The organism is Pseudomonas sp. DE0010, assembly GCF_007680745.1.
In the GTDB taxonomy this organism is placed as follows: domain Bacteria; phylum Pseudomonadota; class Gammaproteobacteria; order Pseudomonadales; family Pseudomonadaceae; genus Aquipseudomonas; species Aquipseudomonas parafulva_B.
In genome coordinates this window covers 1-20,698 of sequence record NZ_VEJQ01000013.1, presented here as the reverse complement: position 1 = coordinate 20,698, position 20,698 = coordinate 1, and the positions used below count along the sequence as shown (strand labels likewise).

The following is a 20,698-nucleotide window of genomic DNA, read 5'->3' as shown; positions in this document are numbered from 1 at the left end:
TATCAACTCATCCCCATGAGAAAGACTTAAGCCCGACTAGCAGCGGGCTTTCTTTTGCCCGCTCGAAAATCCCCCTCCCTTACTCGGCCCATGGCCAAGCCCAGGCTGAACCGTGGCATTACCCTTAGGTCAATTGATCACAAGGTGGCGATGGAGGGCGCTTGATGGAGTCATTCGATCTGCAAAGGATGCTGCTGGGTGACTTGCCCGTCACGTTTCTGATGGAAGTGATGATGCGCGTGGTTGCGGCCTTTCTCGCCGTGTTTCTGTTTCTGAAGTTCAGCGGCAGGCGTGGCATCAAGCAGCTTTCGCGCTTCGAACTGGTCGTTATCCTCACCCTGGGTTCGGCCGCCGGCGATGTGACCTTCTACGAAGATGTGCCATTGCTGCCGGTGGCCCTGGTCTTCGTCACGCTGCTGTTCCTGTATCGCGGTACGATCTACCTGATGCGCCGGAGCAAGACGTGCGAAGCCTGGATCGACGGCCTCCCGATCACTGTCGTCAAGGAGGGGCAGTACGAAATTCACTCGTTGCGCAACCTGAACATCTCCTCGAACGAGTTGTTCATGGAGCTGCGCCAGCAAGGGGTGGAGCACCTGGGCCAGGTGCGGTTGGGTTTGCTTGAGACCGACGGCGAACTGAGCCTCTACTTCTACAAAGCCGAAGACACTCAGCCGGGACTGTCAGTGCTGCCACCTGAACACCGCCTGGAATACGACGCCCCACCTGCAGCAGGTTTGTATTGCTGCGTCAGTTGTGGTCTGCCGGTACAGCATCAACTTCATGACGTCATTGCCTGCCCGCGCTGTGGCCATCGCAGTTGGTCACCCGCCCTGATGACCACCCGCACCCGTTAGTGGCCGGGACTCACGAGATCCGTGAGCAATCACCGAGTTACAACTTGAGCCGGCGATGCAAACAAAAGCTTAGCGATAACGATTCCCACTCGCTATAATTCTGCACCTTGCTGCAAGGCCACTTCCTGTCGTCCCAATTCCTTCATCAGGTTCTTACATGCCCTTCCCAAATTTTGCCCGCAAGCCTGCGTTGCACACTGTCGTCTGGTTGCCCCTGGGGTTGGTCGCAAGCGTGGCTTCACCGCTCGCACTTGCCCAGAACGCACTGGAAATCCCGGTGCCGGTCGCACAGCCCGTGAATGCGGCCGGCACTACCGGTACGGTTCTGGAGCTTGAAGAGACCGCAGTCTCGGCCAGCGCCGACGCCTCCAGGGATGGCTTGGTACCCGAATATGAAGGGGGCCAGGTAGCCCGCGGTGGGCGCGTTGGCATCCTGGGCAACAAGGACTACATGGAGACGCCCTTCACATCCACCTCCTATACCAATCAACTGATCCAGGACCAGCAGGCGCACAGCGTCGCGGATATTCTGCAGAACGACCCTTCCGTGAGAGTCGCCCGTGGCTTCGGCAACTTCCAGGAACTGTATGTCATGCGCGGCTTCCCGCTGTATTCCGATGACATCGCCTACAACGGCCTCTATGGCCTGCTGCCGCGTCAATATGTGGCGGCGGAGTTCATCGAGCGGGTCGAGGTATTCCGCGGGGCCAACGCCTTCCTCAACGGCGCTGCCCCGGGCGGTACCGGCATCGGCGGCGCCATCAACATCCTGCCCAAGCGCGCCCCGAACGAGCCCCTCACCCGGCTGACCGCTGGCGTTGAAAACCGGGGCTTCGGTACCGTTTCGGCCGACGTGGCGCGGCGCTTCGGGGAGCTGGACCGTTTTGGCGTTCGCGTGAACGTGGCCAAGCGCGACGGTGAAACCGCAGTACAGGACCAGGACCGCTCGCTGGACATGTTCGCCCTGGGCCTGGACTACCAAGGCGAGCGTCTGCGGCTTTCGGCCGACATCGGCCACCAGTACCATTTCATCGACAACCCGCTGCCCAGCGTCACCCCTACGGGCCGCGTACCCAGCCCGCCGGATGCCGACAAAAACTACGGCCAGCCTTGGACGTACTCCAAGGAGAAGCAAACATTCGGCACCTTCCGTGCCGAGTATGACCTCTCCGATGCACTCACCACCTGGGCTGCCATCGGCATGCGCAAGGGGGAAGAGAAGAACGTGCTGGCCAACCCCTCCTCCGACGCCAATGGCGTGACCCGTTCAACGCGCTTCGACAATTACCGGGAAGAGACCGTGGCCACCGGTGAGGTGGGCATGCGCTACACCCTGCAAACAGGTCCGGTGTCGCATCAGTGGGTGCTGTCCGGCTCGATGTTCGACAACAAGGACCGTAATGCCTGGGCGGGTAATTTCAGTGGTTTTGCCAACGATCTCTATGACTCTTACGATGTTGCTGAACCTGTTTCTAATCCGGGCAAAGGATCCATGTCGGACCCGCATGTGACAGCAAGGACCCGTACCCAAAGCCTGGCCATCGCCGATACCCTCGGATTCTTCAATGATCAGTTGCTAGTCACCCTTGGCGCACGCCGGCAGGGGCTGAACGTGACGGGTTACGACTACGATTCGGGCAACAAGACATCTAAATACAATCGTTATGAAACTACTCCTGTTGCCGGTGTCGTCTATCAAATCAACGAGCAGGTCTCCATCTACGCCAATTACATTGAAGGTCTGACTAAAGGCGATACCGCGGGCACCAAGACGACACTCCCCGATGGCTCCGAGGGCGTGATATCCAATCCGGGAGCTTCCCTTGCGCCCTACGTTGCCAAGCAGACGGAACTAGGCGTGAAATACGACGGCGGTGGTCTAGGTGGTAGCTTGGCAGTGTTTGAAACCCGCAAGCCTGTCAGCATCGTCGAGGACCTCGTCTTCAAAGAAGGCGGCGAACAACGCAACCGCGGGATCGAGTTGTCGGTGTTCGGCGAGCCGACGCCCGGCGTGCGTCTGCTCGGCGGCGTCACCCTGCTCGATGCTGAGCTCACCAAGACCCAGAACGGTCAGGACGACGGCAACCAGGCCATCGGCGTGCCCAAGACCCAGGCCAACATCGGTGGCGAATGGGACGTGCCAGGTGTGAACGGCCTGACCCTGACCAGCCGAGTGGTCTACACCGGCCGTCAGTACATCAACAATGCCAATAACCTCGAGATCCCTTCATGGACGCGGCTGGACCTGGGGGCCCGCTACGGCTTCAAGGTCGACGAGAAGGATGTCACCCTGCGTGCGCGTCTGGACAACGTGGCCGGTCGTGACTATTGGGCTTCCGCTGGTGGGTATCCAGGCTCTAACTATCTGGTACTCGGTGCGCCACGTACGCTGTCTCTAAGTGCATCGGTCGATTTCTGACCGCGCACGTCGCACGAACCGGTCCCCGACGGCAAGCGTTGTGCCATGCACCGCTTCAGGGCTGCTTCGCAGCCCGTCGCCGTCAGGCCGGGCCCCTCACAACTTAGAGCCAATGCAGGCCTCAGGTTTGAACCTTCGCGCATCAACTACCCTCCCGTTTTCACTCCTGAAAAGAAAGTATTAATCCTCTAAGCCTGTTTTTCTTCGCAAACGATAGGAATAGCCTAGGCAGGTACCTTTTCACTCAAGGCCCTGCCCCATGAAATCTGTCGTTTACTCGCAGCCCGGCTTGCCGCTGCAAGACCCTCAATCGCTCTATGATGCAGACCTGCCCAAACCATCCCCCGGTGCGCGAGACCTGCTGGTCGAAGTCAAGGCCATCGCAGTCAACCCGGTCGATACCAAGATTCGCGCCAGCCGTGGCGGTGACCAGCCACAAGTGCTGGGCTGGGATGCGGTCGGCATTGTCCGCGAGGTGGGTGAACAGGTGACGCTGTTCCAGCCAGGGGATGAGGTGTTCTACGCCGGCGCCATCGACCGCCCCGGCTGCTACAGCGAATTCCATCTGGTAGACGAGCGCATCGTCGGGCGCAAGCCGTCCAGCCTGGATGCTGCCAGCGCCGCCGCGCTGCCACTGACGTCCATCACCGCGTGGGAGCTGCTGTTCGACCGCCTGCGCCTCGAAGAAAACGGCGGTCAGGGTCAGCACCTGCTGATCATCGGCGCTGCCGGTGGCGTGGGTTCGATCCTGGTGCAATTGGCTCGCCAGTTGACTGGGCTGACCGTGATCGCTACGGCATCCAGGGCCCAGACCCAAGCCTGGGTTAAAGACCTGGGCGCGCACCTGGTCATCGACCACACAGCCCCACTGGCCGCCCAGCTCAGCGCACACGGTATTGAAGCGGTCGATCACGTCATCAGCCTGACTCATACCGACACCTACCTTGAGCAACTGATCGAGGTCCTGCGCCCGCAAGGGCAGCTTGCCTTGATCGATGACCCGGCCCAACTGGATGTGGTCCCACTCAAGCGCAAATCCTTGTCGCTGCACTGGGAGCTGATGTTCACCCGCTCGCTCTATCAGACGCCCGACATGATCAAGCAGCACCAACTGCTTACCCGCATCAGCCAGATGGTCGACAGCGGTGTGCTCAAGACAACGTTGGGTGAACACTTCGGGACGATCAATGCGAGCAACCTGAAACGGGCGCACGCGGTCATCGAGAGCGGCAAGGCCAGGGGCAAGATCGTGCTGGAAGGCTTCTGAGCACGGCGGCTTGAGTGTCGCGTTCAGGCGTGCAACAGCGGCGTGATGGACTCCATCAACTGGTCGACTGCAGCCGTCACGGCGCCTTCATTCTGACAGAGCAACCAGCCGTGCTCGTTTGCAGCACGGCTGAACGCCTGGGTACTTGCGATCTGCTCCTGCAAGGTATGCATCACCGTGCTGCCGAGGCCCCGGCGGCGTGCCGCCGCCCTCGCCCAGGACGTTTGCGCCGTGGTGAGCACCGCAACGTGCAGGTCAGGCACCTGCACGCCGCGTTCGATGTTCAACCGCAATACCTGATCGAACGGCACGGTTCGGCGAAACGCTGCGTCCGAGGGGTACCAACGGTCGATCAGAACAATGCTGTCGCCAGGTTGACGCGGCAGTACGTGCCGGGTGATCCAGGCGCGACTTTCAGCCAGTTGTTCGCAGACCTGCCACTCAAGCGCTGGCGAAGGCTGCCTGGCCAGCTGATTGACCAACTCCATAGTCTGCGCGCGCTGTGGATCATTGTTGCGCTCACACAGCCTGACCACTTTGTTGCCCTGGGCTCGCAACGCCTGGGTGAGTGCTTCGAGCAGCGTGGTCTTGCCAGTGCCCTTGGGCCCATCCATGGCGATGAAAAGCGGACGATTCATGCGCGTTTACCTTCACAATCACGGGCCGCATGAAACCATCGAAGCCTGTCATGCACAAGGGCGGGCACCTCGTGCAGACGACCGGCACCCACAAAACTGCTATCCGGGGCACTCACCGGCTATGCCGTACGCGGGTGTGCTGCTAGGCTGACAGCGGCGGCCGCGCAGGCAGCCTCTACATCATCTACAGGCATGGCTAATGACCCTCGACCCACAGGTAAACCTGAGTAATTGCGACCGCGAACCCATTCAGATTCCTGGCAGCATCCAGCCCCACGGCTACTTGCTGGCCTGCGACGCCACCGCAACCGTGATCTTGCGCCACTCGGTCAATGCGCCGCAGTTACTAGGGGCGGCGCTGCCACTCAATGGCCTTAAACTCGATGACGTGATTGGCGGGGAGCTCGCCCATACCTTGCGCAATGCCCTGGCCCGCATACGCGAAGGCTCGCGCCCGGCGTTGAGCTTTGCAGTCGCCCTGCCCGATGGCAGGCGTGTGGATGTATCGGCGCACCGCTTCAAGGGCAGCACCATCCTGGAATTCGAGCCTGCCGGCCAAAACGTCGCGGAACCCATCGAGCTTGCCCGCACATTGATCGCGCAGTTGCGTGAAATCGACCAGACCGACCGCCTGTTCCGCGATGCCGCACGGTTTGTCCGTGCAGTACTGGGCTACGACCGGGTGATGATCTACCAACTGGGCACCGATGGCGCCGGCAAAGTGATTGCCGAGGCCAAGCGCAGTACGCTCGAGAGCTTCCTGGGGCAGTATTTTCCCGCTTCGGACATCCCGCAGCAGGCACGCGCCTTGTACCTGCGCAACCCGATCCGGGTCATCCCTGACGTGCAGTTCGAAGCAATGGCCCTGGAGCCTGTGCTGGACTCTTCGGGCGAGCCATTGGACCTGTCCTATGCCCACCTGCGCAGCGTCTCCCCAATCCACTGCGAATACCTGCAGAACATGGGCGTGGGCGCCACCATGTCCATCTCGATCATTGTCAATGGCGCGTTGTGGGGGTTGATTGCCTGCCACCACTATTCGCCGCGCAACCTGACCATGGGCCGGCGAGTGGCGGCCGAGATGTTCGGCGAGTTCTTTGCCCTGCACATCGAAACATTGCGCAGCCGGCAACAACTTGAAGCGGCCGTGCAGGTGCACGACACGCTCGACCTCATGCTACGCGATGCCAACCATGCGGCCGACATGCACAGCTTCTTCGAGGACCGGCTGCCAAGGCTCATGTCGCTGATCCCGTGCGATGGCATCGGCATCTCGCTGCAAGGGCGTTGGTCGAGTGCCGGTACCGTTCCGCCTAGAACCTGCGTGCCAGAATTGCTGCGCTTTGCCGAAAGCGTGGCCGGAGCCAGAACGTGGGCATCGAACAGCCTGTCCCTGGCCCATCCCGCGGCCCAGGCCTACTTCAGCGACGTATCAGGCGTGCTGCTCATCCCCATTTCGCAGCGCCCGCAGGACTACATCATGTTCTTTCGCAAGGAAGTGGTGCAGACCCTCGACTGGGCGGGCGACCCGAACAAGACCTATACCAGTGGCGCGATGGGCGACCGGCTGACGCCGCGCACGAGTTTTTCCATCTGGAAACAGACCGTGCACCAGCAATCTGCGCCCTGGTCGGAGCAGGATCGGCAGTTCGGGGACGCCATTCGCACTGCCATCGTCGAGGTGTTGCTGCACAACAGCGAACTGCTGGCCAGCGAGCGCTCCAAGGCCGAGGTGCGCCAGCGCGTGCTCAATGAGGAGCTCAACCACAGGGTCAAGAATATCCTGTCACTGATTGGTGCACTGGTCGCCCATCCCACGGCCGAGGGCCAGACGCTCAAGGGTTACGTGAACACCCTGCAAGGCCGCATTCAGGCCTTGTCCCTGGCCCACGACCAGGTCGTGCGGGGTGACGGTGGTGGGCGCCTGGCGATGTTGCTCGATGCCGAACTGTCGCCTTATCGCACGGCGATTGCCGACATCTTCATGCAAGGCCCCAACGTAATTCTCGATGCCAGGGCCTACTCGGTAATGGCCCTGGTGCTGCACGAACTGGCGACCAACGCCGCCAAGTACGGTGCGCTGTCATGCCCAGGAGGGCGGCTGTGTGTCAACTGGGCAATCGACGCAGCAGGCGCTTGCGCCATCATCTGGCAGGAAAGCGGCGGCCCGCCGGTGCAGGTGCCCAGGCGTCGAGGTTTCGGGTCGGTCCTCATCGAGCGCAGCATCCCGTTCGATCTGGGCGGTACCAGTAGCGTGGAATACTACCCTGAAGGGGTTCAGGGCTTGTTCACGCTGCCAGCCCGGCACCTGGCGGTCGCGGAATCCGAGCCTGCGCCTGCTGCTGCCTCGCCCCTGATCGATTCGACAGACGCATTCGCCGCACGACCTGGCATGAGCGTGATGATTCTGGAGGATCAGTTGGTCATTGCCATCGGCCTCGAGCAAATCCTCAACGACGCCCACATCGAGCACGTCATCACGGCCAGTTCAGAACAGGAAGCCTTGCAGATATTGGAGCGGCACTCACCCGACGCCGCCATTCTCGATGTGAACCTGGGAAGAGGTACGTCCCTCGCCGTGGCCGAGGCATTGGTACGTCGGCGCATCCCTTTCCTGTTCGCAACCGGGTATGGCGATGGCATCAGTATTCCCGCGCACCTGAAGCACATTCCGGTCACGCGTAAACCCTATGACATGAGTACCATCGTGATGAGCCTTCGTGGCCTGCTTGAACCCCAGGACTGAAAACGCTCAAAGCACGGCGGCCATTGCGGCCGCCGCATACAGCGGGAGATCACATCTACACCGCCTGTTGCATCTGGTCGATGCAACAGGATGAACGACACAGCGATCAGCCACAGCGTGTGGGTACGCTTCAGATCGCCAGCGCTCGCTCACGCAGCTCGCTGTTGAGAATGCGGTCGTTTTCGCTGTAGTCGACCGGGCAGTCGATCACATGAACGCCTGGGGTGGTGATGCAGTGCTCCAGCAATGGCAACAGGCCCTCGGCGCTTTCGACACGGTGGCCGGTGGCGCCGTAGGCTTCGGCGTACTTGACGAAGTCCGGGTTGCCATAGTCCAGGCCGAAGTCGGTGAAGCCCATGTTGGCCTGCTTCCAGCGGATCATGCCGTAGCCGTCGTCACGCAGAATCACCACGGTGATGTGCATGCCCAGGCGCACTGCAGTCTCCAGTTCCTGGCTGTTCATCATGAAGCCGCCGTCGCCGCACACCGAAATCACCGGGCGGTCCGGATAGACCAGGTGTGAGGCCATGGCCGACGGCAAGCCGGCACCCATGGTCGCCAGGGCGTTGTCCAGCAGCACGGTGTTGGGCTTGTGCGCCTTGTAGTTGCGGGCAAACCAGATCTTGTAGATGCCGTTGTCCAGGGCCACGATGCCCTCGGAAGGCAGTACACGGCGGATATCGGCCACCAGGCGCTGTGGATAGACCGGGAAGCGGTCGTCGTCGCCGCCTTCGGCAATCTGCGCCTCGTTGGCTTCACGAATGGCCATCAGGCGGGTGAAGTCCCAGTGCGCGGTGTCGGTCAGTTGTTCGCTGATCTGCCACACGGCGTTGGCGATGTCGCCGATCACTTCGACCTGGGGGAAGTACACGGCATCGACTTCGGCGGAGCGGAAGCTGATGTGGATGACTTCGGTGCCGCCACGGACCATGAAGAACGGCGGCTTCTCGATCACGTCGTGGCCAATGTTGATGATCAGGTCGGCCGCTTCGATCGCACGGTGCACGAAATCACCGGACGACAACGCCGCGTTGCCCAGGAAGCGCGGGTGACGCTCGTCGACCACGCCCTTGCCCATCTGGGTGGTGATGAACGGGATCCCGGTCTTGTCGATCAGCTGCTTGAGCACCTTGGCCGTCATCTTGCGGTTGGCACCGGCACCGATCACCAGAATCGGGCTGCGAGCCTTTTGCAGTTTTTCCACAGCCGCTTCGATGGCCACGTGCTCGGCCAGCGGACGACGGTGCAGGCTGCGCGGAATAGGCAGGGCGTCGGTCTGCTCGGCGGCGATGTCTTCAGGCAGTTCCAGGTGCACGGCACCCGGCTTTTCTTCCTCGGCTAGGCGGAAGGCTTCGCGCATGCGGGCCGGGATGTTGTCGGCCGAGGCGAACTGATGGGTGTACTTGGTGATGGGGTCCATCATGCCGCACACGTCGATGATCTGGAAACGGCCCTGCTTGGACTTCTTGATCGGCTTCTGCCCGGTGATCATCATCATCGGCATGCCGCCCAGGTAGGCATAGGCGCTGGCGGTGACCAGGTTGGTGGCGCCAGGGCCCAGGGTGGAAAGGCTGACGCCGGTCTTGCCGGTCAGGCGACCGTAGGTGGCAGCCATGAAGCCTGCAGACTGTTCATGGCGGGTCAGTACCAGCTTGATTTTCGACTTGCGCAGGGATTCGAGCAGGTCGAGGTTTTCTTCACCGGGAATGCCGAACACATACTCGACACCTTCGTTTTCCAGGCATTGCACAACGACATCGGCGGCCTTGGCCATTTAATGTACTACCTCAAGATCCAGGGAGGATGCAGCCGGCTGGCTGCGTGACTGAGATGTTGCAGGATGTCTCAGTGCCGCGCATCGTAGGCCTTGGCGTTAATAATAGTAAATATATTGTTATGATGCTGAGCATCACAAAACGTTATCAATCCTGGAATGCCCTAAATGAATCTCAAGGCGCTGCGTTGTTGCGTCGAAATCGTCCGCCATGGCAGCTTCACCAAGGCCGCTCAGCACCTGCATATCGCCCAGCCTGCGCTGAGCATGGCCGTGACCCGCCTTGAAGAAGAACTGGGCGTCAGTTTGTTCAACCGCACCACGCGCAAGGTGGTACTGACCGTGGAAGGCGAGCAATTTCTGCCCCGCATCGCATCAGCCTTGCGGGAGATGGACGTGGCCCGCCAGGCACTGCGTGACATGGCCGACCTCAAGCGCGGCGAAGTGCGGCTGGGGATCCCGCCCATGTTCGGCCTGCACTATGTGCCCGGGTTGATGAACGCCTTTCGCAGGCTTTATCCCGGCATCGCCATGACCGTGTTCGAGGGCAGCGCCGAAGACATTGGCCAGCGCCTTGAGCAACGAGAAATCGACCTGGCGCTGCTCGAGTCCCGCCGCGTGCCCGCGGATAAGGAATCGATCCTGTTGGGCAGCGACGAGATGCTGGCCTGCATGCACCCGGATCACCCCTACGCCGGCAAGGCAAGCCTGACTGCCGAAGACCTGCGCAGCACCGACATGGTGGTGTTTGACCGTACATTCGTGCAGCGCCAGTTGCTCGACGCCTTCTTTGCCGAACACGGCATTACCTACCAAGTGGCATTGCAGAGCAATTTTGTTTCGTTGGTGGTCCAGGCTGCACTGGACAACATGGGCGTGGCCACATTGCTGCGCTCCGTGCAATTACGAACGCCAGGTATCGTCGGCGTGCCGTTCGAGCCTGCCCAGCAGATGAGTTTCCGGCTGTGCTGGCGGTCGGGTGAGTACCTGTCGCTGGCCAGCCAGCGCTTCATCGACTTTGCCGGACAGAGTCAATATCTAGATCGCTAGCGCTATGGAGTACATCTGTCCTCCACCTCGCATTCGCCCTACTTTTGCGCCCGTAGAAGACCGCTGATTGCGTCGGCGAGCGAGTCAGCGCGGCTCGACGCACCGTTCGCGTTGCCATTATCATCCCTTGAACGTTTCAGCATGTTTCAAGGAGCCAGATGTCAGTTTTAGAACCCTCCCCGTTGCCCAGCAAAAGCACGGTCGTAAAAATGGAAGCCGCCATGGCGCTGGGCAGCTTCGCCATTGGCACCGGTGAGTTCGCCATCATGGGCCTGATGCCGGATATCGCCAGTAACCTGAACCTGAGCGAACCCCAGGTCGGGCACGCCATCAGCGCCTACGCGCTGGGGGTGATGGTGGGCGCACCCACCCTGGCCATCCTTGGCGCCAAGATCCTGCGCAAGCACATGCTGCTGTTGCTGATGGGCCTGTATGCGCTGGGTAACCTGGCCACCGCCTTCGCCCCTTCATTTGGCGGGCTGATCGCGTTTCGCTTCATCAGCGGCCTGCCTCACGGTGCGTACTTTGGCATTGCCGCAGTCGTGGCCTCGAGCATGGTGGCCAACAACCAGCGCGCAGGCGCCGTGGCTCGGGTCATGATGGGGCTTACCTTGGCCATGTTGTTGGGCAACCCGATCGCCACCTTCCTGGGCCAGTACTTTGGCTGGCGTTCGGCGTTCGTGCTGGTCGGGCTGATCGCCGTGTGCACCATCGCCATGGTGTGGCGCTTCGTGCCCCAGCGTCATGATGAGCTGCGCAGTGACCCGCGCAAGGAGCTCAAGGCCTTCACCCTGCCCCAGGTCTGGATGGCGCTGGGCATTGCGTCCATCGGCTTTGCCGGGATGTTCTGCGTGTTCAGCTACCTGGCCCCGACCATGCTCGAAGTGACCCGCGTGGCGCCGCAGTGGATTCCGTTTGGCCTGGCAGCCTTCGGCGTGGGCGGCATTGTCGGCAATATCGTCGGCGGCAAATTGTTCGACCGCTTGCAGTTCCGCGCCGTGGGGCTGGTGCTGGCGTGGTCGGTGTTGGTCCTGCTGTTCTTCACTTTTGCCGCCGCGAACCTGTGGAGCCTGCTGCTGGGCATCGGCCTGGTGGGTACCATGATCGCCCTGGCAGCGCCCTTGCAAATCCGCCTGATGGACATCGCTCACGAAGCCCCAAGCCTTGCAGCGGCCTCGAACCATGCCGCCTTCAACTTGGCCAACGCCCTGGGCCCATGGTTGGGAGGCATGGCGATCACGGCGGGGTTGGGCTGGACCAGTACAGGCTACATCGGCGCCGCCATGGCGCTGCTGGGGCTGGGGCTCTATGTTGTCGCACGGCGCATGAAAGGCGGCGCTTGAGGCAAGGCTACGTTCCCGCACGGGCTGGTATCCAAGACGGTGTCTGGCCCTCTCAGACCTATAACTGCCGAGCCCGCTCATGTTCGATTGGGAAGACCTACGCCATTTCTCGACCTTCTGCGCGACCGGGTCGCTGTCTGCCGCCGCCAGGGTACTGTCAGTCGACCACGCTACCGTCGCTCGGCGGATCGCATCCCTCGAAGCTTCGCTCAACCTGAAGCTGGTCGACCGCCGCGCACGGGCCTATGTGCTCACCGAGGATGGCGAGCGCGTGGGCGAGTTGGCCGGTCAGATGGCCGCATCGTCCTTCGCCCTCGAACACTTTGCCAGCGCCGGTCAACAGACGGTAGAAGGTGAAGTGATCCTCTCGGCGCCGCCCGCCTTGCTGGGCAGCATCATCGCAAGGCGCCTGGGGGACCTTTACAAGCGCTACCCCCAACTGCGCCTGCGGCTGGTGGGCAGCAAGTCTCGGGCATCCCTGGCCAGGCGGGAGGCCGACGTCAGCATCATCCTGTCACGGCCCACCGAGCCGACCCTGGTGGTCAGCCTGCTCGGGCACCTGGACTACCGTCTGTATGCCAGTGCCGATTACCAAGCCAGCGGTTCTGCACGCCGGTACATCGGCTATGACGCCTCCCAGGCCCATTCACCGCAGCAACAGTGGCTCAACCGCCAGGCGGGCGAGCAACCCTTCGCCCTGCTGAGCAACGACTTACGCATCCAGGCCCAGGCGTGTGCCGGAAGTATAGGCATCGCTTGCCTGCCCGCCTTCATGGCCCATGAGCACGGGTTGACCGTGGCTGGCCAGCCTGAGCAGACCATGAGCATCGAGATCTGGCTGGCGGTGCATGAAGACGTGCGCGCCACGCCGCGGATAAAGGCAGTGACCGATTTCCTGCACCAGCAGATCAAGCCCCTGTTGCGCTTGTGAATTCCTGCAGGTCCCACTTGCAGCAACACGGAATTTGCCCGCATGGCCAACGCGGGTACGCTGCACCTATTCAAAGGCTGACGAGGACACACTGATGCAATACGTGAAATTGGGTACCACCGGGTTGGACATTTCCAGGTTGTGCCTGGGCTGCATGACCTTCGGCGAGCCGGATGCCGGCACGCACCCTTGGACACTGGGCGAAGACGCGAGCAGGCCCATCATTCGCCATGCCGTCGAGCAGGGCATCAACTTTTTCGACACGGCCAACAGCTATTCCGCGGGCACCTCAGAGGTGATCCTCGGCAAACTGCTCAAGGAATTCACCCGGCGTGACGAGACGGTGATCGCCACCAAGGTGTTCTACCCGGCCAACATGTGGCAGGGCGCCAGCCGCCCCAATGAGCAAGGGTTGTCGCGCAAGGCGATCATGACCAGTATCGACGCCAGCCTGTCGCGTTTGGGCACCGACTACGTCGACCTGTACCAGATCCACCGCTGGGACTACACCACACCCATCGAAGAGACCATGGAAGCGCTCAATGACGTGGTCAGGGCGGGCAAGGCCCGCTATATCGGCGCTTCGTCAATGTATGCCTGGCAATTTGCCAAGGCGCAGCAGGTAGCCGCCAGCAACGGCTGGAGCCGTTTCGTGTCGATGCAGAACTTCCTGAACCTGCTGTACCGTGAAGAAGAGCGCGAAATGATTCCCCTGTGCCTGGATCAGGGCGTCGGGCTGATGCCCTGGAGCCCCATGGCACGTGGTCGCCTGACCCGCCCCAACGGGCAGCAGACCGAACGGACCCGCACCGATCTGTCCGGGCAGTCATTCTTCGAGAAAACCGAGGCGCAAGACGGACGCGTCATCGACGTGGTCGAACAGATTGCCCAGGAGCGTGGCGTGCCGATGGCCCAAGTGGCGCTTGCCTGGGTACTGGGCAAGCAAGGGGTCAGCTCGCCCATCGTCGGTGCGTCCAAGCCTGCGCACCTGGACGACGCCTTGGCCGCCATCGACCTGCGCCTGACGGCTGAGGAGACCGCTCGACTCGAGGCACCCTACGTGCCCCATGCAGTCACGGGTTTCAAATAGCATCACGCCTTCCCTGCGACCATTGGCCACCCGTTTTCCTACGCGTGGTGGTCAATGCGTGCTGTCTGCTCTGGGTAGAAGTACTACAATGCACGCCCCAGTACTCTGCGTGTTGTTTACCCATGAAATCATTGCGTTACGCCCTTCATCTACTTCTGATTCTAAGTAGCCCTGCCTGGGCAAACCCGCCCTCCACTTTTGCTGAAGCCAAGGTCGTGGCAAAGCAGCAGGTCTACATGGACCAGGGCAAGAGCGCCATGGGCGAGCTGTATTGCGGCTGCCAATGGACATGGGTAGGCAAGTCAGGCGGACGGATCGACGCGGCTTCGTGCGGCTACCAGACCCGCAAACAGCAAAACCGCGCCGAACGCACCGAGTGGGAGCACATCGTGCCGGCCCATACCTTCGGCAACCAACGCCAGTGCTGGAGAAACGGTGGCCGGGAGCACTGCGTGGACAGCGACCCGGTATTCCGCGCCATGGAGGCCGACCTCTTCAACCTCTACCCTGCCGTCGGTGAGGTCAACGGTGACCGCAGCAATTTCAACTACGGCATGGTCAGTGGCAACCAGGGCGAATATGGCCAGTGCACGACCAAAGTGGATTTTGCCCAGCGCTCGGCCGAGCCCAGGGATGAAGTCAAGGGCCTGGTCGCCCGTACCACGTTCTACATGTTCGATCGCTACCGCTTGAACATGTCGCGCCAACAGCAACAGCTACTGATGGCATGGGACCGCCAGCACCCCGTTTCAGCCTGGGAAAAAGAGCGCGACAGACGCATTTCCGCCATCATGGGCCACGCCAACCCGTTCGTCACGGGCGAACGCAAGTGGACCCTGAACTACACCCCCACGGGCGATGGCGTGCAGCCGTCGCTGGCGGCGCCTGCCCGTACCACCGTAGCAAGCCAAGCCCCCGTGGGCGCCGTGCTGGGCAACCGCAACAGCCACGTGTATCACTTGTCTGCCGGGTGCCCGGGCTATCACCAGGTCGCGCCCAAGAACCAGGTCGCCTTCGCGACCGAGGTAGAAGCCCAGGCAGCGGGCTACCGCAAAGCCGGCAACTGCCGCTGATCGACCATCCTCAGCGGCGGCGCATCAGCCGTTGACCGCGTTGGCTGGGCGTCTACCCGCCAGCGCGGCGAGCATGTTGTCCACAGCGCAACGCGCCATCGCTTGCCGGGTTTCTTCGGTGGCCGAACCTATGTGCGGGGTGGCCACCACGTTAGCCAGCCGCAGCAAAGGCGAGTCGACCGCCAATGGCTCCTGAACGAACACATCCAGGCCCGCGCCGCGGATGCGTCGTGTTTCGAGGGCATCGATCAGCGCCTGTTCGTCCACGACACGCCCTCGGGAGATGTTGATCAGGATGGCCGCAGGTTTCATCAGCGCCAGTTCCTTGCGCCCGATTAGCCCCTCGGTAGCTGCGCTCAACGGGACGGTGAGGCAGACGAAATCTGCCTGCGCCAATAGCGCGTCCAGCGCAACGCGTCTGGCCCCGTAGCGGGCCTCGACGTCAGGCTTGGGTCGCTGGCTGTGGTAGATCACCTGCATGCCGAAACCCGCGGCCGCCCGCCGCGCCAGTGCTTCGCCGATACGCCCCATGCCGACGATGCCCAGCGTCTTGCCGTGTACGTCGCTGCCGAACTGCGCAGGGCCAAGGCTTGATTGCCAATGACCATCGCGCACCCAGTTGGCCAGTTCCACCACCCGCCTGGCCGTGGCCAGGATCAGTGCGAAGCCAGTGTCGGCCGTGGTTTCGGTCAACACATCGGGCGTATTGGTGAGCACGATGCCGCGTCGATCAAGGTCGGTGATGTCGTAGTTGTCCACCCCCACCGACACACTGGAAATGACCTCAAGCTCGGGCGCCAGGTCGAGCAGGCTGGCATCCAGGCGCAAACTGGCGCCTAGCAAGCCGTGGGCGCCGGGCAGCGCATCACGCAAGCGCGCCATCCCATCGGGGCGGGCCAGGTCGACGGTGGTGACCTCTGCCGCGGCCTGAAGGCGCGCGAGCAAGTCGTGGGACAACGCCTTGTACAACACGATGCGTTTATTCATGTTGGGTTCCTGAAGGGGGTGGCCGGACGCAGGCAAGGCGTCTTGGCGCGCCCGGAGGTGGTTGAGTTGTTCAGCGCTGCGGTCAGGGCAACGGCACACAGCAGCGCGCCACACATGAACAGGTACGACGCTGCGGGGCTACCCGTGGCGCCGTTGAGGTATCCCACCAGCCACGAGCCACCGAATGAGCCCAGCGCGCCCATGCTGTTGATCAAGGCCATGGCGCCACCGGCCACGTTGGCCGGCAGAATCTCGGGCACGATCGCGAAGAACGGGCCGTAGGGGGCATACATGCAGGCCCCGGCGACCACCAGCAGGACATACGACAACCAGAAGTGCTCGGTCCCCAACGCGTAGGAGCCGTAGAAAGCGAGCGCTGCCACCAGCAGCGGTGGCCACACGAAGCGCTTGCGCCGTTGCATCCGATCAGAGGCCCAGGAGACGCCCACCATGGCAATCACCGCCGCCAGGTAAGGCACCGAGGCCAGCCAGCCGGCCTCGACGATGTCGACGTTGGCCGCCTGCTTGAGGATCGAGGGCAGCCACAGCACGAAGCCATACACGCCAATGCTCCAGCAGAAATACTGCAGTGACAGGATGATCACCTGCGGCGAGCGAAACGCTTCACGGTAGTTCTTGACCGGCTTGATGCCCTGCTGCTCTGCCGCCAGTGCCTGTTGCAGATCATTTTTCTCCTGCTCGCTCAGCCAGGAAACCTGCGCAGGCCGGTCATCGACCAGGCGCCACCAGCAAAACGCCCAGATCACCGCCGGCAAGCCTTCGATGATGAACATCCAGCGCCAGTCGAAATGCTTGATCAGGTAGCCCGATACCACCGACATCCACAGGATGGTCACTGGGTTGCCCAGCATCAGGAAGGTGTTGGCGCGTGAGCGTTCCGCACGGGTGAACCAGTGGCACAGGTAGACCAGCATGGCCGGCATCACCGCCGCCTCCACCACGCCCAGCAGAAAGCGGATGCCGATCAGCATGTACACGTTGCTGACCATGCCAGTCAGCGTGGCCAGCCCGCCCCACAGGATCAGGCAGACGAAGATGAGCTTCTTGACGCTGCGCTTTTCGGCATAGATCGCACCCGGCACCTGGAAGAAGAAGTAGCCCAGAAAGAACAGCGCACCCAGTAGCGAGGACAGCACAGGGGTGATGTGCAGGTCGTCGGCCATGCCCGATGCTGCTGCGAAGCCGTAGTTGGCACGGTCCAGGTAGGCAAGGCTGTAGGTGATGAACACGATGGGGATGATGTACCACCAGCGGCGTGGCGCCAGGCTTGTACGTTTCATGGTGAGTTTCTCCTGAGCTTGTTGTTTTTGTGCGACAGGTGATTCAGGCCGTGCGTATTTCAGGGTTATGTGGGAGTTCGTATGTCGTCAGGTCGTGCCGGCGCGGCAAGCCCTCCATGTCACCGCGCGATTGCACGGCGCGGCTGCCGCACCAATTGCCACGGGCAACGGCGTGCTCGACGGGCTGGCTTTCGAGCAAGGCGCTGAGCACACCGACGGCGAAGGCATCGCCAGCGCCCACGGTGTCGACCACCCATGGCGCGGGTACGGCCGCGACCTGGCCCTCGTCGTTGGCGCTGCGGTAATAGGCGCCCGCCTCGCCCAGCTTGATCACCACCAGGTCCACACCAAGGTCCAGGTAAAAGCCGGCGATCTCGGCAGGTGTCTGACGACCCGTGAGCAGACGCCCCTCCTCCAGCCCCGGCAACACCCAGTTGGCCTGGGCAGCAATGGCGTTGATCTCCTCGATCATGCGCTGCTTGTCGGGCCATAGCGTCGGGCGCAGGTTGGGGTCGAATGAAATGGTGCGACCGGCTGTGCGCATCTGGCTGACCAACGCCTGGGCCAGCGTGCGACAGCCATCCGAGAGCGCCAGCGGAATGCCGGTTACATGCAGGTGGCCCGCGCGCAGCCAGGCCGGGTCCAGCATCGAAGCGCTCATGTGGCTGGCTGCAGAGCCACGCCGGAAATACTCGACGACAGGGTCACTGCCGTCATCGCAGCGCGCCTTCAGTTGAAAACCGGTTGGGTGCGTGGGGTCCACCTGCACATCCGCGCAGTCGAGCCCTTCTGCACGCAAACTGTCGAGCACGAAGCGCCCCAGCGAGTCGTTGCCTACCCGGCTGATCCAGCGCACGCCAAAGCCAAGCCGCGACAAGCCGATGGCGACATTGCTGTCGGCACCGGCAATGCGTTTGCCGAACCGCCCGACCTGTGCAAGATCCCCCACATCATCGGCCACGAACATGGCCATGGTCTCGCCGAAGCACAACACGTCATGATCAGGCATGGCTCAGCTCCCGTGCGTCATGGCGCGCACCCAGTGCGGACAGTTGACGTACATGGCTGCGCGTTACGGTCAGCAAGTCTTCGCCGAGCAGCGGGTATTCGACCGCGCATACCACCCCAGGTGTGAAATGGGCCAGTATCTGCTGCCAGTGCTCAAGGTCGGGCGCCTGGGGTGCCGCGGCTGCCAGTCGCCCGGTGGCATGGCGGGTCACTGCCTTGCAATGCACGTACTCGACCCAACGGCCAAGCCGGTTGGCCGCCTCCAGCACAGGCTCGTCCAGCCACTGCCAGTTGCCGATGTCGAAGGTCATGCCGACCCGCACACCGCACGCCTGTGCCTGTTCGAAGAAACCCACGAGCGGCGCTATCCGCCCACCGTGCTCAGTCTGGTCGTTCTCGACCAGCAATACCGGGCCGTCCTCGGACAGCAGCGCCCGTAATGCCCGCATGTCGACGTCACCCCGGTAATGCCCCAGGGACACCTTGACCGCCACAGCCCCAAGTACCTTGGCGATGCGCAGCTTGGCCTTCAACTCGGGCGCGAGGATCCCTTGGGCGCACCAGAGCTCCAGCGGCGTGGAGTACAGACACTGCAGCCCTGCACCGGCGATGAATGCACCCAGAGCAGTCGGGTCGGGCTGACATGAGAACAACTCCTCACGTAACTCCACGCGGCTTGCCCCGGCGCTGGCCAGCAGATCGATGAACTGTTCCTGGCCGCGTTGTCGGACGAAGTCTGCGCCGTAGCTGGACAGGCTGATGGAAACAGGATTTGCATGCATTGTTATTGTCCTATGAAACCGGTTTCATTTTTAGACGGCAGGCATCGCGGGCAAGCCGCAAGCCGCCGTTGTGTTCAGCGTGGGTGGGTGGAACCTCGTATGATCAGCGACGCTTTGAAATCGATGCGCCGGGCGGCGCCTTGTTCACCGTGCAGGCGACTGAGCAAGTGTTCGAAGGCTGCCATACCGATGCGTTCGGTGGGCTGCGCCAGGGCCGTGATGCCGTTGCCAACCAAGGGGTACCAGTCAAGGTCGTCCAATGCGATCACCCCGACCTCACCGAACAGCGCATGCCCGGCCTCGCGCAATGCGGTGGTCACCGCCAGCGTCGCAACGCCATTGAGGGTGAAAAGTGCCTTGGGACGGGTGCCGTCGCTCCCCAGGAAGCGGGTGAGCGCTTGCGACAATCCAGGGCCGGTTGGCACCACCTGGCACTGCATGTCAGCACGGGTTTGGACAAGGGCTGTCAATGCCTGGACGCGCTCGGCTCGCGAGCTGGTACCGTCCAGTGGCTCGGTAATGGCGAGAATGTTTCGGTAACCACGGGCGTGTAGATGCTCGATACCCTGCTGCATCGCGTGAGCATTATCCAGGCCGACCAGGTCGGCGTTGAGCTCAGGCAACTGCCGGTCGACCAGCACGATGGGCAGGTCACGCATGACGGTAAGCAACTCACCCGGGTGGTGGCCCAGGGTGTTCACGATCAGTCCTTCCACGTTGTATGACTGCAAGGCGCGCAGGTGGTGGCGCTCTTGCTCGTCATCGCGGTTGGTGTTGCACACGACCAGGCTGTAGCCATGCTGGCGGCACGCCGTCTCCACGCCGTGCATAACGGCGACCGAATAGGGGTTGAGGATATCGGCGACCAACATGCCGATCAGCCGTGTCTGCCCGCGCTTGAGCCCGCGCGCCATCTGGTTCGGCCGATAGCCAAGCTGCTCGATCACCTCGCCCAGGCGCTGGGCCGTGGCATCGGCCAACAATTGGCGATCGCCCCCGATGTACCGGGAAACGGTGGCCTTCGAGACGCCTGCGACACGGGCCACCTCGCTGATGGTGACACGGTCGCGCACTGGCGCGGGTGCTGGGCTCATGATGGGACCTTATGGTTGTTGTGATCATGATGAAACCGGTTTCACTAGAACAAAAACACCTGTGCGCGTCAATCCACCGTTGATCGGGAATCCTCCGTGCCGCCTGTTTGCGGGTAGATACCGTCTTGATCCTCTACCTCCCAAGTACGATTTGAGGGTTAAGACGGTATCTATCTTGGTCCTGTATTGGCTGAGATAGCGCAGGCTTGGACTTTGCAGAAGCAACTGCTAGCGTCGCCTCTGAGGCTAGCCGATTTCCGGGTAGATACCGTCTTGACCCTCACCTCGCAAGCGCGATTTGAGGGTCGAACGGCTTTCCAGATTTCACCACGCCGTAC

General features: G+C 62.0%; 16 protein-coding genes. 9 read left to right on the top strand and 7 right to left on the bottom strand.

Annotated features, from left to right (window positions below; translation table 11 throughout):
* Positions 1-164 precede the first annotated feature (164 nt).
* The 3 genes from FS767_RS11830 (at position 165) to FS767_RS11820 (ending at position 4,543) form a co-directional block, all read left to right on the top strand.
* Positions 165-857 carry a DUF421 domain-containing protein gene (locus tag FS767_RS11830; RefSeq protein ID WP_144965561.1) on the top strand — a complete coding sequence of 231 codons (693 nt, stop codon included), beginning with the start codon at positions 165-167 and terminating at the stop codon, positions 855-857.
* A 157-nt stretch (positions 858-1,014) separates the two neighbouring features.
* Positions 1,015-3,276: a TonB-dependent siderophore receptor gene (locus tag FS767_RS11825; protein ID WP_144965559.1), complete on the top strand. Its 2,262-nt coding sequence runs from the start codon at positions 1,015-1,017 to the stop codon at positions 3,274-3,276.
* A 259-nt stretch (positions 3,277-3,535) separates the two neighbouring features.
* Positions 3,536-4,543 carry a zinc-binding alcohol dehydrogenase family protein gene (locus FS767_RS11820; protein WP_144965557.1) on the top strand — a complete coding sequence of 336 codons (1,008 nt, stop codon included), beginning with the start codon at positions 3,536-3,538 and terminating at the stop codon, positions 4,541-4,543.
* Between the two features lie 23 nt (positions 4,544-4,566).
* On the opposite strand, the gene FS767_RS11815 is transcribed toward FS767_RS11820, so the two are convergent.
* Positions 4,567-5,181 (bottom strand): thymidylate kinase, encoded by a 615-nt coding sequence (locus tag FS767_RS11815; protein WP_144965555.1) that lies wholly within the window; start codon positions 5,179-5,181, stop codon positions 4,567-4,569.
* Positions 5,182-5,380: 199 nt separating this feature from the next.
* Here FS767_RS11815 and FS767_RS11810 point away from each other — a divergent pair, with 199 nt between their 5' ends.
* Complete coding sequence (locus FS767_RS11810) at positions 5,381-7,927, top strand: HWE histidine kinase domain-containing protein (RefSeq protein ID WP_144965554.1); 2,547 nt, start codon at positions 5,381-5,383, stop codon at positions 7,925-7,927.
* A gap of 130 nt (positions 7,928-8,057) precedes the next feature.
* Here the strand turns inward: FS767_RS11810 and FS767_RS11805 are convergent, their stop codons facing one another.
* Complete coding sequence (locus FS767_RS11805) at positions 8,058-9,701, bottom strand: acetolactate synthase large subunit (protein WP_058604990.1); 1,644 nt, start codon at positions 9,699-9,701, stop codon at positions 8,058-8,060.
* 168 nt (positions 9,702-9,869) lie between these two features.
* On the opposite strand from FS767_RS11805, the gene FS767_RS11800 reads away from it, so the two are divergent.
* The 5 genes from FS767_RS11800 (at position 9,870) to FS767_RS11780 (ending at position 15,188) form a co-directional block, all read left to right on the top strand.
* Positions 9,870-10,751: a LysR family transcriptional regulator gene (locus tag FS767_RS11800; protein WP_144965552.1), complete on the top strand. Its 882-nt coding sequence runs from the start codon at positions 9,870-9,872 to the stop codon at positions 10,749-10,751.
* A 158-nt stretch (positions 10,752-10,909) separates the two neighbouring features.
* Positions 10,910-12,094, top strand: coding sequence for an MFS transporter (locus tag FS767_RS11795; protein WP_178102732.1), 1,185 nt, complete (start codon positions 10,910-10,912; stop codon positions 12,092-12,094).
* Positions 12,095-12,173: 79 nt separating this feature from the next.
* Complete coding sequence (locus FS767_RS11790) at positions 12,174-13,025, top strand: LysR family transcriptional regulator (RefSeq protein ID WP_144965551.1); 852 nt, start codon at positions 12,174-12,176, stop codon at positions 13,023-13,025.
* A gap of 94 nt (positions 13,026-13,119) precedes the next feature.
* Positions 13,120-14,115, top strand: a complete 996-nt coding sequence (locus tag FS767_RS11785) for an aldo/keto reductase (protein ID WP_144965549.1) — start codon at positions 13,120-13,122, stop codon at positions 14,113-14,115.
* 122 nt (positions 14,116-14,237) lie between these two features.
* Positions 14,238-15,188, top strand: coding sequence for an endonuclease (locus FS767_RS11780; protein ID WP_144965547.1), 951 nt, complete (start codon positions 14,238-14,240; stop codon positions 15,186-15,188).
* 24 nt (positions 15,189-15,212) lie between these two features.
* On the opposite strand, the gene FS767_RS11775 is transcribed toward FS767_RS11780, so the two are convergent.
* The 5 genes from FS767_RS11775 to FS767_RS11755 all read right to left on the bottom strand — a co-directional run bounded on the left by FS767_RS11775 (position 15,213) and on the right by FS767_RS11755 (position 20,360).
* Positions 15,213-16,175, bottom strand: a complete 963-nt coding sequence (locus FS767_RS11775; RefSeq protein WP_144965545.1) for a D-glycerate dehydrogenase — start codon at positions 16,173-16,175, stop codon at positions 15,213-15,215.
* The gene (locus FS767_RS11770; RefSeq protein ID WP_144965543.1) at positions 16,172-17,476 is read right to left on the bottom strand and encodes an MFS transporter; all 1,305 of its coding nucleotides are present in this window, start codon (positions 17,474-17,476) and stop codon (positions 16,172-16,174) included. The genes FS767_RS11775 and FS767_RS11770 overlap by 4 nt, the downstream gene beginning before the upstream one ends.
* Positions 17,477-17,519: 43 nt before the next feature.
* A complete protein-coding gene (locus tag FS767_RS11765; RefSeq protein WP_144965541.1) occupies positions 17,520-18,485 on the bottom strand; it encodes a sugar kinase in 966 nt (321 codons plus the stop codon).
* Positions 18,478-19,266, bottom strand: coding sequence for a sugar phosphate isomerase/epimerase (locus tag FS767_RS11760; protein WP_144965539.1), 789 nt, complete (start codon positions 19,264-19,266; stop codon positions 18,478-18,480). Before FS767_RS11760 ends, FS767_RS11765 begins: the two co-directional genes overlap by 8 nt.
* Positions 19,267-19,340: 74 nt before the next feature.
* Positions 19,341-20,360 carry a LacI family DNA-binding transcriptional regulator gene (locus FS767_RS11755; protein ID WP_144965537.1) on the bottom strand — a complete coding sequence of 340 codons (1,020 nt, stop codon included), beginning with the start codon at positions 20,358-20,360 and terminating at the stop codon, positions 19,341-19,343.
* Positions 20,361-20,698 lie beyond the last annotated feature (338 nt).